At 54.1% G+C, this 15,851-nt stretch carries 13 protein-coding genes; 11 read left to right on the top strand and 2 right to left on the bottom strand.

Translation table 11 applies throughout. The annotated features are described in order from the left end of the window. Positions 1–405 precede the first annotated feature (405 nt). The 7 genes from D5398_RS09230 (at position 406) to D5398_RS09200 (ending at position 8,452) form a co-directional block, all read left to right on the top strand. Entirely contained in the window at positions 406–1,842 is a 1,437-nt protein-coding gene (locus tag D5398_RS09230) for a sensor histidine kinase (protein ID WP_162940748.1), read from the top strand. A gap of 31 nt (positions 1,843–1,873) precedes the next feature. After that, on the top strand, positions 1,874–2,650 hold the full coding sequence (qseG, locus tag D5398_RS09225) for a two-component system QseEF-associated lipoprotein QseG (protein ID WP_120507328.1): 777 nt from the start codon (positions 1,874–1,876) through the stop codon (positions 2,648–2,650). Next, positions 2,647–3,984: a two-component system response regulator GlrR gene (gene glrR, locus D5398_RS09220; protein WP_120507327.1), complete on the top strand. Its 1,338-nt coding sequence runs from the start codon at positions 2,647–2,649 to the stop codon at positions 3,982–3,984. The genes qseG and glrR overlap by 4 nt, the downstream gene beginning before the upstream one ends. 153 nt (positions 3,985–4,137) lie before the next feature. Beyond that, a complete protein-coding gene (gene glnB, locus D5398_RS09215) occupies positions 4,138–4,476 on the top strand; it encodes a nitrogen regulatory protein P-II (protein WP_013574351.1) in 339 nt (112 codons plus the stop codon). Between the two features lie 415 nt (positions 4,477–4,891). Further along, a complete protein-coding gene (locus D5398_RS09210; RefSeq protein ID WP_120507455.1) occupies positions 4,892–5,413 on the top strand; it encodes a sorbitol dehydrogenase family protein in 522 nt (173 codons plus the stop codon). A gap of 26 nt (positions 5,414–5,439) precedes the next feature. Continuing rightward, positions 5,440–7,041, top strand: coding sequence for a GMC family oxidoreductase (locus D5398_RS09205; protein WP_120507326.1), 1,602 nt, complete (start codon positions 5,440–5,442; stop codon positions 7,039–7,041). Between the two features lie 10 nt (positions 7,042–7,051). Further along, entirely contained in the window at positions 7,052–8,452 is a 1,401-nt protein-coding gene (locus D5398_RS09200; protein WP_120507325.1) for a c-type cytochrome, read from the top strand. Positions 8,453–8,526: 74 nt separating this feature from the next. On the opposite strand, the gene hmpA is transcribed toward D5398_RS09200, so the two are convergent. Next, positions 8,527–9,717 carry an NO-inducible flavohemoprotein gene (gene hmpA / locus D5398_RS09195; RefSeq protein ID WP_120507454.1) on the bottom strand — a complete coding sequence of 397 codons (1,191 nt, stop codon included), beginning with the start codon at positions 9,715–9,717 and terminating at the stop codon, positions 8,527–8,529. Positions 9,718–10,071: 354 nt separating this feature from the next. Here hmpA and glyA point away from each other — a divergent pair, with 354 nt between their 5' ends. Both glyA and D5398_RS09185 read left to right on the top strand, forming a co-directional pair. Next, complete coding sequence (gene glyA / locus D5398_RS09190) at positions 10,072–11,325, top strand: serine hydroxymethyltransferase (protein ID WP_120507324.1); 1,254 nt, start codon at positions 10,072–10,074, stop codon at positions 11,323–11,325. Between the two features lie 163 nt (positions 11,326–11,488). Continuing rightward, positions 11,489–12,649, top strand: a complete 1,161-nt coding sequence (locus D5398_RS09185; protein ID WP_120507323.1) for a 3-phenylpropionate MFS transporter — start codon at positions 11,489–11,491, stop codon at positions 12,647–12,649. On the opposite strand, the gene csiE is transcribed toward D5398_RS09185, so the two are convergent. Beyond that, entirely contained in the window at positions 12,646–13,926 is a 1,281-nt protein-coding gene (gene csiE, locus D5398_RS09180) for a stationary phase inducible protein CsiE (protein WP_120507322.1), read from the bottom strand. The genes D5398_RS09185 and csiE overlap by 4 nt on opposite strands. A 169-nt stretch (positions 13,927–14,095) precedes the next feature. Between csiE and D5398_RS09175 the strand changes: the two genes are divergently transcribed. Together D5398_RS09175 and D5398_RS09170 are read left to right on the top strand one after the other, a co-directional pair. After that, the gene (locus D5398_RS09175; RefSeq protein ID WP_120507321.1) at positions 14,096–14,791 is read left to right on the top strand and encodes a DUF1007 family protein; all 696 of its coding nucleotides are present in this window, start codon (positions 14,096–14,098) and stop codon (positions 14,789–14,791) included. Continuing rightward, positions 14,782–15,801: a nickel/cobalt transporter gene (locus D5398_RS09170; RefSeq protein ID WP_120507320.1), complete on the top strand. Its 1,020-nt coding sequence runs from the start codon at positions 14,782–14,784 to the stop codon at positions 15,799–15,801. Before D5398_RS09175 ends, D5398_RS09170 begins: the two co-directional genes overlap by 10 nt. Positions 15,802–15,851 lie beyond the last annotated feature (50 nt).

The raw sequence follows: 15,851 nt of genomic DNA, 5'->3' as shown, positions 1-15,851 counted from the left end.
GGCCTGAAAAATAATTAATTTTAAATATCCTTTAAATACAATTGGATGAGAAATAGTTTTAGACATTGGCACGTAACGTGCTAGATTAGCGCAGTTGCTCATTCACCTGGTTATGATTGGTTCACGCGAAAGCGTTGATATACTCATAATGTCCGAATGACGCCAAAGAAACGGTGCCTATCGTTCACCCGACCGATAATCGTTGCGCAAGCACGTTATCAAGCATCGAACGACACGTTGAGTGAGGCACCACCTCTTCCGGTATGCAGAACATCCATCAGGGTGTTCTGCAATACCAACCCTTCCTGGTTTCTCTGGTTTGTCTCCAAATTTCCTGAACATCCTCTGTGACACTGGCTGTTTAAACCGTTGTCCGCTAGCATGACTTTATCTGTAATAAATGAGATAAATGCGTTGAAAAGAGGACGTTTATTCCCCGGTTCATTACGTCAGCTGGTACTGATGGCTTTCCTGCTGGTGCTGTTGCCGTTGCTGGTGCTGGCCTATCAGGCGTATGACAGTCTGGATCAGCTGAGCCGTCAGGCGGCGCGCATCAACCGCACCACACTCAGTGACGCCCGCCGTAGCGAATCGATGTCCAGCATTGCGCTGGAAATGGAGCGCAGCTACCGTCAGTATTGCGTTCTCGACGATCCGACGCTTTTCCGCCTTTATCAGAATCAGCATAAACAATACGACCAGTTGCTGGAGGCGCATGCCTCAGTGCTGCCGGATTTACGTTACTACCAGACGCTGCGTACCCTTCTGACGCAACTGACACAACCCACCTGCCAGAATAACTCCCCGGACAAAGACTCCTCAGCGCGGCTTGAGAATTTCTCGCGCACCAATGCCGAAATGGTGCAGGCAACGCGCGAAGTGGTGTTTTCCCGCGGACAACAACTTCAGCGGGCGATTGCTGAACGCGGCCAGTTCTTTGGCTGGCAGGCGCTGGTGCTTTTCCTGCTCAGTGGTGCGCTGGTGCTGCTGTTCACCCGTATGATTATCGGGCCGGTGAAAGGCGTCGAGAGGATGATTAACCGGCTGGGAGAAGGGCGCAATCTGGGGGATGTCACGCGCTTCAAAGGCCCGCGTGAAATCCGTTCTTTGGTGCAGCGTATCGTCTGGCTGAGCGAGCGTCTGGCCTGGCTGGAATCACAGCGTCACGAATTCCTGCGCCATATTTCCCATGAACTGAAAACACCGCTCGCCAGCATGCGCGAAGGGACTGAATTGCTGGCCGATGAGGTCGCCGGTCCGCTGACGTCAGATCAAAAAGAAGTGGTGGCTATTCTTAACAACAGCAGCCGCCATTTGCAGACGCTGATCGAACAACTTCTCGATTACAACCGCAAACTGGCCGATGCGCCGACGCTCAGTGTAGCGGTTGATCTTAAATCGCTGGTGAATGATGTGGTGACGGCTAACAGCCTGCCAGCGCGCGCCAAGAAGATCCGCAGTGAGGTCACGATTGATGCGCCGGCCTGTCTGGCTGAGCCAACATTATTGCGGCGGGTGGTGGATAATCTCTATTCCAATGCGGTGCACTACGGAGCTGAATCCGGTATTATTTGGGTCCGCAGCCGGGAATTACACGGACGGGTGATTATTGAGGTGGCAAACACCGGAACCCCGATCCCGCAGGCCGAGCGCGCAATGATATTTGAACCTTTTTACCAGGGTAGCCAGCAACGAAAAGGGGCTGTGAAAGGCAGCGGTCTGGGGTTAAGTATCGCCCAGGACTGTATTCGCCGCATGCATGGAGAGCTGCAACTGGTTGCCGTTGAAGATGCGGACGTTTGTTTCCGCATTGAATTACCCCTGACGGCTGAGAAGAAATAATAATGATGCTATTTGCTGGCTGGTGCGTCTGATGAGCGCATTGTCTTTTATCACCCATATCACATCTCGTCTGGTGCGCGCAGTGCTGCGCAGCCGGGCGCTTTTACTCAGTGCGCCACTGGCGCTGGCGGGCTGTGTACCGCATTCCACCGACAACCGCTATTACCAGCAGGTGTCTGATCAGGTCGTTCCTGACAGTAAGGTGATCGACTTTCGTATCGCACCCTGCGAAACCCTCTGGACGCTGGATGACAATGAAGCTGTAACCAACTCGCTGTACTGGCTGCGGGCGATGGATTGCGCCGATCGCATGAACGATGCTCAGGCGCGTTTCCAGGCGCAGCAGATACCTGCGACCACCTGGGCTCAGGTGTTTAAGCAAAGTATTTTATTGTCCGGCGCAGAGCCGGATCAGCAGCAGCGCCGTGCGTTGCTGGCGAAAGTCAGCGCGTATCGCGGTCAGATGCCGGGACAAATCCGCCCGCTGGTGCAGTTATGGCGCGAACGACAGAATTTACAGGTCGTGCTGGGCGATGAAAAAGCCCGTAACGCCCGCCAGCTGGCGGTGAGTGAAGAAAAACTTCAGGCGATGACTCAACAGCAGCAGGTTCTGGAAAGTAATCTCGCCGATACCCGCCGTAAGCTGGAGAACCTCACAGACATTGAGCGTCAGCTTTCTTCGCGTAAACAAATCCAGGGCGATTTACCGGACAATGACGCCACGGTGCCAGCCAGAGCTGTTTCCGGCAATCCGGTAAAACCGGCCGAGACTTACACGCCACCGGCTAAGGATCCTAACGCAAAATGACGTTACGTAAAGCAGCCAGTTTATTGCTGGTCGATGACGATCCGAGCTTATTGAAGTTATTAGGAATGCGTCTGACCAGCGAAGGTTTTCGTGTCACCACCGCTGAAAGCGGCGCGGAAGCGCTGCGCGTGCTGCACCGTGAACGTATCGATCTGGTGCTGAGCGACCTGCGCATGGATGAAATGGACGGCATGGCGCTGTTTGCTGAAATCCAGAAATTCCAGCCCGGGATGCCGGTGATAATCCTCACGGCACACGGCTCCATTCCCGATGCGGTGGCCGCAACCCAGCAGGGGGTGTTTGGTTTTCTCACCAAGCCGGTCGACCGCGATGCACTGTATAAAGCCATCGATGAAGCGCTGGTGCAGTCCAGCCCGTCTGCCGATGAAAGCTGGCGAGAATCGATTGTTACGCGCAGTCCGCTGATGCTGCGTTTGCTTGAGCAAGCCAATATGGTGGCGCAGTCTGACGTCAGCGTATTGATTAACGGTCAGAGCGGTACCGGTAAAGAAGTGTTGGCGCAGGCAATTCATGGTGCCAGCCCGCGCGGTAAGAAAGCGTTTATTGCCATTAACTGCGGCGCGCTGCCGGAACAGTTGCTGGAATCCGAATTATTTGGTCACGCCAAGGGCGCATTTACCGGCGCAGTGAGCAGCCGCGAAGGGCTGTTTCAGGCAGCGACCGGCGGAACATTATTTCTCGATGAAATCGGCGACATGCCGCTGTCGTTGCAGGTGAAATTGCTGCGTGTATTGCAGGAGCGCAAGGTGCGCCCGCTGGGCAGTAATCAGGATGTGGATGTCGATGTCCGCATTATCTCTGCGACGCACCGTGATTTGCCGAAAGCGATGGAAAAGGGCGAATTCCGCGAAGACCTGTTTTACCGTCTTAACGTCGTCGGGCTGAAACTGCCGACGCTGAGTGAAAGGGCGGAAGATATCCCGCTGCTGGCCAATCATCTGCTGCGCGTCGCGGCGCAGCGGCATAAACCTTTTGTGCGCAGCTTTTCGACTGATGCGCTCAAACGCCTGATGGCCGCCAGCTGGCCGGGCAATGTGCGCCAGTTAGTGAACGTGATTGAGCAATGCGTGGCGCTGACTTCTGCGCCGGTGATCAGCGAAGCACTGGTTCAGCAGGCGCTGGAAGGCGAAAACACAGCACTGCCGACCTTTGCCGATGCGCGTAATCAGTTCGAACTGAATTATCTGCGGAAATTGCTGCAAATTACTAAAGGCAACGTGACGCAGGCTGCCCGTATTGCCGGGCGTAACCGCACCGAGTTTTACAAATTACTGTCGCGTCATGAACTCGAAGCGACCGATTTTAAAGAGTAACGGGAATGACTTTCAGAGGCTTGATATACATTCCTGCCGCTGAACTATGATACCTTTAGCGCCTTCGGATACCTTTGGCATCCGAAACCAGATTGTGAACCATGCTGCCGCTCAGGAAGGCGGAGAGCAAACGAATGATTATAAGGGTCCGCCATGAAAAAGATCGATGCGATTATTAAGCCATTCAAACTCGACGACGTCCGTGAAGCACTGGCTGAAGTTGGGATTACCGGGATGACCGTGACCGAAGTAAAAGGCTTTGGCCGTCAGAAAGGTCACACTGAATTGTACCGTGGTGCGGAATACATGGTCGATTTCCTGCCAAAAGTGAAAATCGAAATCGTGGTGGCGGATGACATCGTGGACACCTGCGTGGAAACCATTATGACCACTGCGCAAACCGGTAAAATCGGCGATGGCAAAATCTTCGTGTTCGATGTGGCACGCGTAGTGCGTATCCGTACCGGCGAGCAGGACGAAGAAGCGATTTAATCTTTCATCAGGGCGGGTAGTGCAATATTACCGGCCCTGAGTTTCTCCTCCGATATCTTCGTTTTACCCCCATCTTGTTATACCAATCATTTTTTAATCAATTTTATTTCTAACCTTCTGTTTATCCGGCATAAAAATCTGCATTACGTTCCGGTTCTTCAAAAACTCCTGTCCGTAAATAACCACAAAAAATGCTATTTGTTAGTTTTATGTGAAGTTAAAGAGGTTTTTATTGTGACTTCATTGAAAAAGTGAGAGTAAAATCACAATTGTTGTTATACCAGTTCGATAAACCTGTCAGATACGTTGTAATCACCGACTAAAACAATTCAGGGTGAAAGTATCCGGCGGCAGGAACTGGTGTGGATTGATCTCCATTGATCGTGGTTTTCACACCTATTCAAAAGGCTTTGCAATGTCACAACCAGAAAAACCCATACGCATTTCCCGTCGCGTATTTTTAGGGGGCGCACTGGCGGCGCTTTCCGTTCCGTTGATGAACAAGCTTCTTCTCAACCCGGTTTACGCCGCGCCGGTTGCGGGCTTGTCTCAGGCAAAACAGGATTTCACACAACTCTCGCTGTATCTGACCGGTCATGACCAGTTGGATCCGGCCCTTTCTGAACGTTATTACCAGACGATGCTGGCGCTGTACCCGGACTTTACCTCGCAGGTTCAGGCATTACAGTCGTTTATCACGGCGAATCATATTGATGCTGCTGACCTGCAAAAAACGCTGGACGCACAGCAGCCCGCGCTGGCGAAACTGCCGCGCAGCATCCTTCAGGCGTGGTATCTCGGCGTGGTCGGTGATGGCAAACAGGCGGTTTGTCTGGCGTATGAAAATGCGCTGATGAATGTCGCGGTTCGCGATCACCTTAATCCGCCGAGCTATGCCTATGGCGCTTACGGTACGTGGGCAAAACAGCCTGTCTGAAAATAACGTTCAAAAAGGGTTAAGCAATGAGTGAACAACTTTCCGCTGACGTCGTGGTCATCGGCTCAGGGATCTGCGGCTCGCTGGTCGCACAGCGTCTGGCAAAACAGGGCATCTCGGTCATTATTCTCGAATCCGGCCCGCGCATTGATCGCGGTACGCTGACTGAAAACTTCCGCAATTCGCCGCGCAAAAAAGACTTTATGTCGCCGTATCCATACTCGGACTGGTCGCCGCATCCGGTGTATAAGCCTGAAGACAATGATTATTTGCAGCAGCAGGGACCCTATCCTTTCCCGGCGGAATATATCCGCATTATGGGCGGCACCACATGGCACTGGGCGGCGCAGGCATGGCGTGTTCTGCCCAATGACATGAAGATCAACACGCTGTACGGCGTCGGTCGCGACTGGCCTTTGTCGTATGAAGAGCTGGAACCGTTTTATTACGAAGCCGAAGTGAAAATGGGCGTTTCCGGCGCACCAAATAATGGTTCACCGCGCAACCAGCCGTTCCCGATGGAACCGGTCGCTGAATCCTGGCTGCAACAGCGTTTTCGTGAGCGTCTGGCTCCGGGCGGTTATGACGTGATCGTCAACACCACCGCGCGTAACAGCCGCAACTATGACGGACGTCCGGCCTGTTGTGGTAACAACAACTGTATGCCGATTTGCCCGATTGACGCGCAATATCACGGTGGCATTGCCGCGCAGGCGGCTGAAGCGGCGGGTGCAAAACTCATCACCAGCGCCGTCGTTTATCGTCTCGAGCATGACGAGAAAGGCCGCATTGTCGCCGCGCATTATTACGATCCGGATAAAGGTGAGCATAAAGTCACAGCGAAAAACTTTGTTCTGGCGGCCAACGGCATCGAAAGCCCGAAACTGCTGCTGATTTCCGCCAGTGATAAATATCCGGACGGACTGGCAAACAGCTCCGGCACCGTCGGGCGTCACCTGATGGATCACCCGAGTAACTCCCTGACGTTTGAAACCGAAGAACCTTTGTGGGCAGGGCGCGGGCCAATGAGTCCGGCGTCAATCAACAGCCTGCGCGACGGCGATTTCCGCAAAGATTACGCCTCGTTCCGTATCGATATCGCCAACTCCTCACAGGTGCAGTCAGTCACGCAGGATCTGCTGGCAGAAGGTGTTTACGGCATCAGCCTGGATAACGAAATCCGTCGTCGCGCGTCGCATCAGACCAGCCTGAAAAACGTGATGGAACAGCTGCCAAATTACGACAACCGCATCATTCTCAGCGACAAGAAAGACAAACTGGGCATTCCGAAACCGGCGGCGATTTATCACATGGACGATTACGTGCATCGCGGTATGGCGCGCGCAGTGAAGGAGTACACCGAGATTGCCAGACTGATGGGCGGCACCAATTTGCGTTTCAGTAAGCCAGGCGTTTACGGCAATAACCAGCACATTACCGGCACGATGAGCATGGGGCATGACCCGAAAGATTCCGTGGTAGACGCGTTCGGACGCACCCATGACCATGAAAATCTGTTCATCACCAGCACCGGCGTGATGCCGACGTCGGCGACGGTTAACTCTACGCTGACGGCGGTCGCGCTGGCGTTACGTACTGCTGACCATCTTGCCAAAACTGCACTATAGGCTGACTGAAATGACTCTGAATCGTTTATCTCAAAAACGTCTGACGGGCGCATTGCTGGCCGTTGGCCTGAGCCTGAGTGCGGGCGCCGCTGACGCCGCGTTATCGCCGGAACAGGATGCGCTGATCAAGAAAGGTGAATATGTCGCGGTGGCCGGTGACTGCGTGGCCTGCCATTCCACCGAAGGCGGCAAGCCGTTCGCCGGTGGTCTCGGACTGGCAACGCCGCTCGGCACCATTTACTCGAGTAATATCACGCCGTCGAAAAAAGACGGCATCGGTAATTACACGCTGGAGCAGTTTGAACACGCGGTACGTGACGGTGTGCGCGGCGACGGCGCTAATCTGTATCCGGCCATGCCTTATACGTCCTACGCCAAAATCAGCGATGACGACATGAAAGCGTTGTATGCCTACTTCATGCAGGGCGTGCAACCGGTCGATACGCCGTCAACGCCGACGGCGCTGCCGTTCCCATTCAACGTTCGCTTATCGATGGCGGGCTGGAATCTGCTGTTCCTCGAGAAAGGCGCGTTTAAAGCCGATCCTTCAAAAAGCGATCAGGTGAATCGCGGTGCATATCTTGGTGAGGCGCTGGCGCACTGCAGTACCTGTCATACGCCACGTAATGCGCTGATGGCTGAGCAGGGCGATAAAGCCCTGGGCGGCAGCAGTCTGGGCACCTGGTTTGCACCGAACATTACGTCGGATGCAGTCAGCGGGATTGGTAACTGGAGCACAGACGAAATCGCCGGTTATCTGAAAACCGGTCATGCGCCGGGCAAAGCACAGGCGGCGGGACCGATGGCGGAAGCGATTGATCACAGCCTCAGCCATCTGAGCGACAGTGATTTGCAGGCGATTGCCGTGTGGCTGAAGCAAACCACGCCGGTCAGTCAGGAAGGGCAGGCGAAAGCAGCCGATCAGTTCGGATCCCCGGCGAATTACGTCGATACTCTGCGCGGCGTTCCGCGTCCAGCCGATGCCGACACGATGACCGGCTGGCAGGTGTATGACGGATACTGCGCCAGCTGCCATCAGCCCGACGGGCGCGGCAGTAAAGACGGCGGCTTGCCATCGCTTATCAATAACACCGCGCTGGGGCATCTGAACAGTGACAATCTGGTGATGGCGATTTTGCATGGCGTGCAGCGCGGTGCGGAAAGCAAAGATGTAGCGATGCCGGCGTTTGACCATTTGCTGTCGGATACGCAGGTGGCCACGCTGAGTAATCAGCTGCTGAAGCAGTTCGGTAACGATCAGGCGAGTGTGACACCGCAGCGGGTGAAAGAACTGCGCGCAGGCGGTAAACCCTCGCCGTTGCTGGAGTTGGCGCACTGGGGAATGGGCATTGCAGGGTTGATTGTTATCCTGCTGTTTGCGCTGTTCTTTGTGCGTCGCCGCCGTCATTAATTCCTACTGACGCAGCAATAAACAAGGCTGACATTCTGTGTCAGCCTTTTTCTTTTCTTCTTTTCGGGCGGGGATTAAATCACTTTATGCGGGCCGAAGCATTCGTAGTGAATGTTCGCTTCGCTGACGTCCATCGCCAGCAGCTGTTTTGCGGCAAACTGCATAAAACCGACCGGGCCACACAGATAGAACTGCATTTCGGTATTGTTCAGCTGTTCGCGAACGTTGCTCAGATCCATCAGCCCCTGATACTGGAAGTCCTCTCCCGGTAAGTCATTCGCCTGTGGCTGGTTATACCAGACATGGCTTTCCAGCTGCGGCAGACGAACCTGCGCGCTTTTCACTTCACCGGCAAACGCGTGCACCGCACCGTTTTCAGCCGCGTGCAGCCATTGTACCGGCGCATGATGTCCGCGCTCTGCCAGCGTGTTGAGCATACCTAACATTGGCGTCTGACCGACACCGGCGGAGATCAGCGCCACCGGTATGGTATTGCTGATATCCATAAAGAAATCACCGTGCGGCGCTGCAAGATGAACGATGTCGCCCGGCTGGGCAAAGTTATGCAGGAAATTGGACACCGCGCCCTGGCCTTCGCGTTTTACCGCGATGCGGTAAGTTTTTCCGTTCGGCGCCTGTGTCAGGGAATACTGACGAATTTCCTGATTTTCCAGCGATGCATCGCGGATATACACCGCCAGATATTGCCCCGGCTGGAAATCTGCCACCGGCAATCCGTCCACAGGTTCCAGCAGGAAAGAAGTGATCAGCTCACTTTGCGGTTGTTTTTCGGCGATACGGAATTCACGTGTGCCGCGCCAGCCCCCGGTTTTTTCTGCGCTGTCTTGATAAATCTCGGCTTCACGGTTGATAAATACCCCCGCCAGCACGCCGTAAGCTTTGCCCCACGCATCCAGTACTTCCTGACCCGGACTGAACATTTCATCCAGCGTCGCCAGCAGATGACCGCCGACAATATCGTATTGCTCAGGTCTGATGGTAAAGCTGGTGTGCTTTTGCGCGATGCGTTCCACCGCAGGCAGCAGCGCCGCGAGATTTTCAATATTCGCCGCATAAGCGCAGATGGCATCGAACAGCGCCTGACGCTGATCGCCGTTGCGCTGGTTGCTCATATTGAAGATGTCTTTCAGCTCAGGATTGTGTTCGAACATGCGATCATAGAAGTGCGCGGTCAGTTTCGGACCGGTCGCTGCGAGCAAAGGAATGGTGGATTTAACGGTAGCGATAGTGGCTGAATCAAGCATAGTGAACTCCGTGTCTTTATAGATTTCATTAAACATGTATTTTAAATGCATCTTATATAAATCCACAATTTCTGTAAACACCCACTAAAGGGGTAAGGGCTTTTTCTGTGAGGAATGCGGGGAGCAGCAAGATGGTGGCTGGGTCACAAAGCTGAAATTTGTACAGGTTAAGTTGAATATTTATCTCTTGATTAAGGGCAGAGGTTCGCAGATCAAAGCCTTGCTGTATCTGGAGCCAATCGTTTGCCTAAAAACCTCAAACTGACCCTATCCGAAGGGCGCTTAAACATTTACACTGTTGCGCAGAACCCGTAAGGGGCGTTTATTTTTAGTTTGTTGAGTCAGGAGATGCGGATGTTAAAGCGTGAAATGAACATTGCCGATTATGATGCTGAGCTGTGGGCAGCAATGGAAAAAGAAGTTGTTCGTCAGGAAGAACATATCGAGCTGATTGCGTCAGAAAACTATACCAGCCCGCGTGTTATGCAGGCTCAGGGTTCGCAGCTGACCAACAAATATGCCGAAGGCTATCCTGGCAAACGTTATTACGGTGGTTGTGAGTACGTCGACATCGTTGAACAGCTGGCCATCGACCGTGCAAAAGAATTGTTCGGTGCAGATTTTGCTAACGTTCAGCCACACTCCGGCTCACAGGCTAACTTCGCGGTATATACCGCATTGCTGCAACCGGGCGACACCATTCTGGGGATGAACCTCGGCCATGGCGGTCACCTGACTCACGGTTCACCGGTTAACCTGTCCGGTAAGCTGTACAACGTGGTGCCTTACGGCATCAACGAAAGCGGCGACATTGATTACGAAGACGTGAAACGTCAGGCCGAAGCGCATAAACCTAAAATGATCATCGGCGGCTTCTCCGCATTCTCCGGTATCGTTGATTGGGCTAAAATGCGTGAAATCGCCGACAGCGTTGGCGCTTACTTCTTCGTCGACATGGCACACGTTGCCGGTCTGATTGCTGCCGGCGTTTATCCGAACCCGGTTCCGCACGCGCACATTGTAACCACTACCACGCACAAAACTCTGGCTGGCCCACGCGGCGGTTTGATTCTGGCGAAAGGCGGTGACGAAGAGTTCTACAAAAAACTGAACTCCGCTGTTTTCCCTGGTGGTCAGGGCGGCCCGCTGATGCACGTGATTGCCGGTAAAGCGGTAGCACTGAAAGAAGCGATGGAACCTGAGTTCAAAACCTACCAGCAGCAAGTGGCTAAAAATGCCCAGGCGATGGTGGCGGTGGTTCTGGAACGAGGCTACAAAGTGGTTTCCGGCGGCACGCACAACCACCTGTTCCTGATGGATCTGGTCGATAACAACCTGACTGGTAAAGAAGCCGATGCTGCACTGGGTCGCGCTAACATCACCGTGAACAAAAACAGCGTCCCTAACGATCCGAAGAGCCCGTTCGTCACTTCCGGCGTGCGCATCGGTACTCCGGCTATCACCCGTCGTGGCTTTAAAGAAGCTGAAGCGCGTGAACTGGCTGGCTGGATCTGCGACGTACTGGACAACGTGAACGACGAAGCCACTATCGAACGCGTTAAACAGAAAGTTCTCGACATCTGTGCACGCTTCCCGGTTTACGCGTAATATCTGCGAAGCCGTAAAGCTGCTAAAACCCGCTCCGGCGGGTTTTTTTATGGGCATGTATCAGAATTTGTGAGCTGGCAGACATTACTGGAGTATGAAAGCGTCTGCGGATTGCTAGCGATTGTGAGCTTTGTCAAAGTATTGGCCTCACACCGGAGGATTTATGGAATTGCGTTCCACGCGCTGGCTTGCACTCAGTTATTTCACTTATTTTTTCAGTTACGGTATTTTCCTTCCCTTCTGGGGCTTGTGGCTTAAAGGCGAGGGCATTTCCTCCGAAAGCATCGGCCTGTTGCTCGGCGCCGGTTTAGTCGCCCGCTTTCTCGGCACGTTAATCATTTCTCCCTCCATTAAAGACCCTTCGCATCTCATCACCGGATTGCGCATCCTCGCATTGCTCACGCTGGCGTTTGCCGTCGGATTCTGGTTCGGTAATGGCTGGGCGTGGCTGATGATCAACATTGCCGGATTCAGTTTGTTCTTTGGTCCTCTGGTGCCGCTGACCGATGCGCTGGCGGGCACGCTGCAACGCCAGATCAATATGGATTACGGCAAAGTACGCGTCTGGGGTTCGATTGCCTTTGTGATTGGCTCTGCGGTCACCGGCAAACTGGTCGAAGTTTACGGGCATAACGCGATCCTCTACTCCCTGACCGCAGGCGTGGCGGCAATGCTGCTGGGGATGTTGTTGCGTCCGAGCGTGAAACCGGCAGGAGAGCCGCGCGAAAACGGTGCACCGGGCATTTCGTGGAAAGCACTGCTCGGTGAAAAACCGGTTTGGCGTTTTCTGTTATGCGTGACGCTCCTACAGGGCGCGCATGCGGCTTACTACGGTTTCAGCGCGATTTACTGGCAAGATGTCGGGTATTCTTCGACGACTATAGGCTATTTATGGTCGCTGGGCGTGGTGGCGGAAGTGCTGGTCTTTACCTTTAGCAAACCGCTTTTCAGCCGCTGGTCGGCGCGGGATTTGCTGCTGCTTTCAGCATTCTGTGGCGTAGTGCGCTGGGGAATGATGGGGGCGTTTACCGCGCTGCCGTGGCTGATTGTGATTCAGATTCTGCACTGCGGCACGTTCACGGTTTGCCATCTGGCGGGGATGCGGTTTATCGCTGCGCGTCCGCGTGATCAGGTCATTCGTCTGCAATCGGTGTATTCCGCGCTGGCGATGGGCGGTGGCGTGGCAGTGATGACGATGGTGTCCGGCTTCCTGTTCGAACATCTGCATGCGGGATTGTTCTGGGTGATGGCGCTGCTGGCGGTACCGGCGATTTTCCTGCGTCCGCAGGTCACGCCGTCAGCGCCGGAGGTGACAGCCAGCTAGGGTGCTTCGAGCAGCGAACGGATCCGTTTGCGCTGCTCTTTCGCCAGTGGCAGTTGCGTGTGGATCACCAGCGGATCAGCATCGGTGCTACGGGTGGCGTAGGGGGTAACAATCATCGCTACGCCACTCGGCGCACCGAACTTATAAAAATCCGCCAGTGTCTGGTACTTGATGTTCAGCGGCAGCAGCGTCGCCTCGCGGATTTGCTGCTCGACCGCTTCTTCCAGCCCAGGATTGTCATGCGTCAGCAACAAAATCTGTTTTTCCTGCAAGGCATTACCCTGCATCAGCCAGGCACCGAAAGTAATCGCCACCAGCCCGATTTCATCTTCCGACAGAGTAATCAGATATTCGTGCTCAAACCCCGCTAATGCCTCGCGGGTGGTACGCACCAGCCGCGGATACATGCGGTTGACTTCTTCCTGCATCAGATTGTCGATGCCAATCCCGAAATGACAGCGTTCAATGGCCGGGCCAAGATGGGCGAAAAGCTGGCCGACCAGACCTTCGTAGCTGCTGAATTTCATCCCGGCGATGTCCTGAAAACGCGCCACCATATTTTCGATTTCTAACAACAGGCGCTGATCTTCTGTCGAGCCGGAACTCTGATAACTGTGGATTTTCAGCATCCGCAACATCAGGGTGAAAAACTCACATTCGCATTCATCCAGCAGGCCATTGCTGAGTTCCTGCAACTGCACAAACAATTCGCGGGCGGCTGAGTGTTCAGGTTTTTCGCGCAACCAGCGCCGCTGTTGTTCGGTGAAGCGCAATCCGGTCGTGCCGTTGTTTTGCCATAAGCAGTATTGCAGGCAAATCAGCATCAGCTGGCGGTCATGCCCGCTGAGCGGTTTGGGTAACAGGGTGCCGCAATCTTCCAGGATCATGCCCAGAATATCGGTGCGCAGCGCGGCTTTCGGGCAGGTCTGGCCTTCAAATGCGATGTGCAGCCACGGAATAAAATGGCGGGAAACGAAGTCCGGAGAAATACGTAATGTGCGGCGCAAACCCTGAAATAAACACAGGCGTTGGGCGAGGCTGTCGCCCTGAATGCGACACTCTTTTTCGCTGTACTGCATCACATCGAGCTGGTGGATGCGCTGAATTTCGCAGGTCACTTCCGCCAGATCTTCCCACGTCGTCGTTAATCCGACGCCGTTGATTTCACTGATGATCTCCAGCTGAACCGCCGTCAGCGGCGCGTACAGCATCAGCAACACGTGGCAGCGGCGTTGCGTAGCGGAAAGCGCAGGGGAGGGCTGTTTTTCTGGATTCATATCACCTACCGAAAAGATATCGCCTGAAATTATTAGTCAAGCATAGCAAAGCGGATGCCCGCATTAAGGCCGCGGGATTGGGTTTTACTCCGGCTTACAACTCAGATCACAGATATTTTTGACGACTGCTTAATTGCACAGCAAAATACTGTTACTAAGTAACAATATCATGGCACTTTATAGGGATGTGACTTTGAACCCGACCAGGAACCGGCCCCTTTTTCGTTATACAAATCTTCATGCCAAACGGCTGGGATTAGCGCTTTTTTGCCTGCCTGCTACGGTTTCGGCGCATCCGCACAGTTTCATCGATATGCAGACCACGCTGGTGGCGAATGAAACCTCGCTGACCGGGCTGAAAATGGTGTGGACGATGGATGAGATCACTTCCGCCGATTTGCTCTACGACGCGCAGAATGCCAAACCCGGTTCAGATATCTGGAAAAAACTGGCGGCCGAAGTGATGGCTCGGGTACTCAGCCAGCATTACTTCACTGACTTTTATCGTGAAGGAAAACCGGTGAAATACCTCGATTTACCCAGCGAATATCAGCTTTCCCGTAAAGGCGATCAGGCCGTGCTGGAATTCGTGTTGCCGCTGGCGAAGCCGCAGACGCTGACCGGCAAACCGATGGCGTTCTCCACTTTCGATCCTTCGTATTTTGTCGACATGACGTATAAGGATAAAACCGCGCTGCATCTGCCGCCGGAGCTGGAAAAACGCTGCACGCTGGCGTTGTTTACGCCGAAACCCGATGCCTCGCTGCAAAACTATGCGCTGTCTCTCGATAAGGCCGATGCCCCGCCGGAAGACATGGATCTTGGTCAGCAATTTGCACAGAAGGTCACGCTGGAATGTCATTAATCTCCACACCGTCGAAAACGCTGTCCTGGCGCGATCTCTGGCCGCTGGCGGTATTTTTGTTGCTGCTGGCGGGCGGCATTTCTCTTCTTATCCACTACTGGCCACGGATTTTGCTCAGCAGCATTATCTGGCAGCGTGAATTGCATCAGGAACTGGCCGGGCTGTTGCGTCAGGTGAAAGAAAATCCGATGCAGGCCGGGATGACGCTGGCCGGTTTCAGCCTGATATACGGCGTGATCCACGCTATCGGACCGGGGCACGGTAAAATCGTCATTACTACCTATCTGGCCACGCATCCTTCGCGACTGAAAAGCAGCCTGAAACTGACGTTTGCGTCGGCAATTGTTCAGGGGCTGGTGGCGATATTGCTGGTCAGTGTGGTGCTTGGCGTACTGCAACTCTCTTCGCGTCAGCTGCATGAGAGCAGTTTCTGGATGGAGCGCGGCAGCTTCATTCTGGTGATGTTGCTTGGGGTGCTGCTGTGCTGGCGCGCGCTAAAAAGGGTGTGGCAGACCATCAAAAGTTTGCGTCCGGTACCGGCAATGAAGATCCACAGTCTGTCGCCCCTGGGCAGTGAAGCACATGTCCACGATGAACATTGCGGTTGCGGGCATCAGCATGTGCCAAGCGATCAGCAGCTTCAGACGGGTGGGGATCTGCGCACGCAGATAGCGATAGTGCTGGCGATGGGATTGCGTCCGTGCTCCGGCGCGATCATGGTGTTGCTGTTTTCCAAAGTGATCGGCGTGTACAGCTGGGGCGTGATTTCCGCTATCACGATGGCTATCGGTACATCACTGACCGTTTCGCTAATTGGTGTGCTGGTGTTTTACAGCCGCGCGCTGGCGGTGAAGCTGAGTGCAACGCGCACCCCTGCGGCCTGGCAGCGGATCACCTGGTCATTACTGGCGCTGACCGGTGGAATTGTGCTGCTGGTGGCGGGAATATTGCTTTACAGCACCGGCGGCGGAGATGTTTCTCCAATCACCGGCGGGCCTTTCAGGGGATAACCTTAAAGAGCATAAACAGCAGGCATAAAAAACGGACGCCCGAAAGGACG

Origin of the sequence: Rahnella bruchi (genome assembly GCF_003614975.1) — a bacterium.
GTDB classification, from domain to species: domain Bacteria; phylum Pseudomonadota; class Gammaproteobacteria; order Enterobacterales; family Enterobacteriaceae; genus Rahnella; species Rahnella bruchi.
This window is presented reverse-complemented; position numbering and strand designations above follow the sequence as displayed.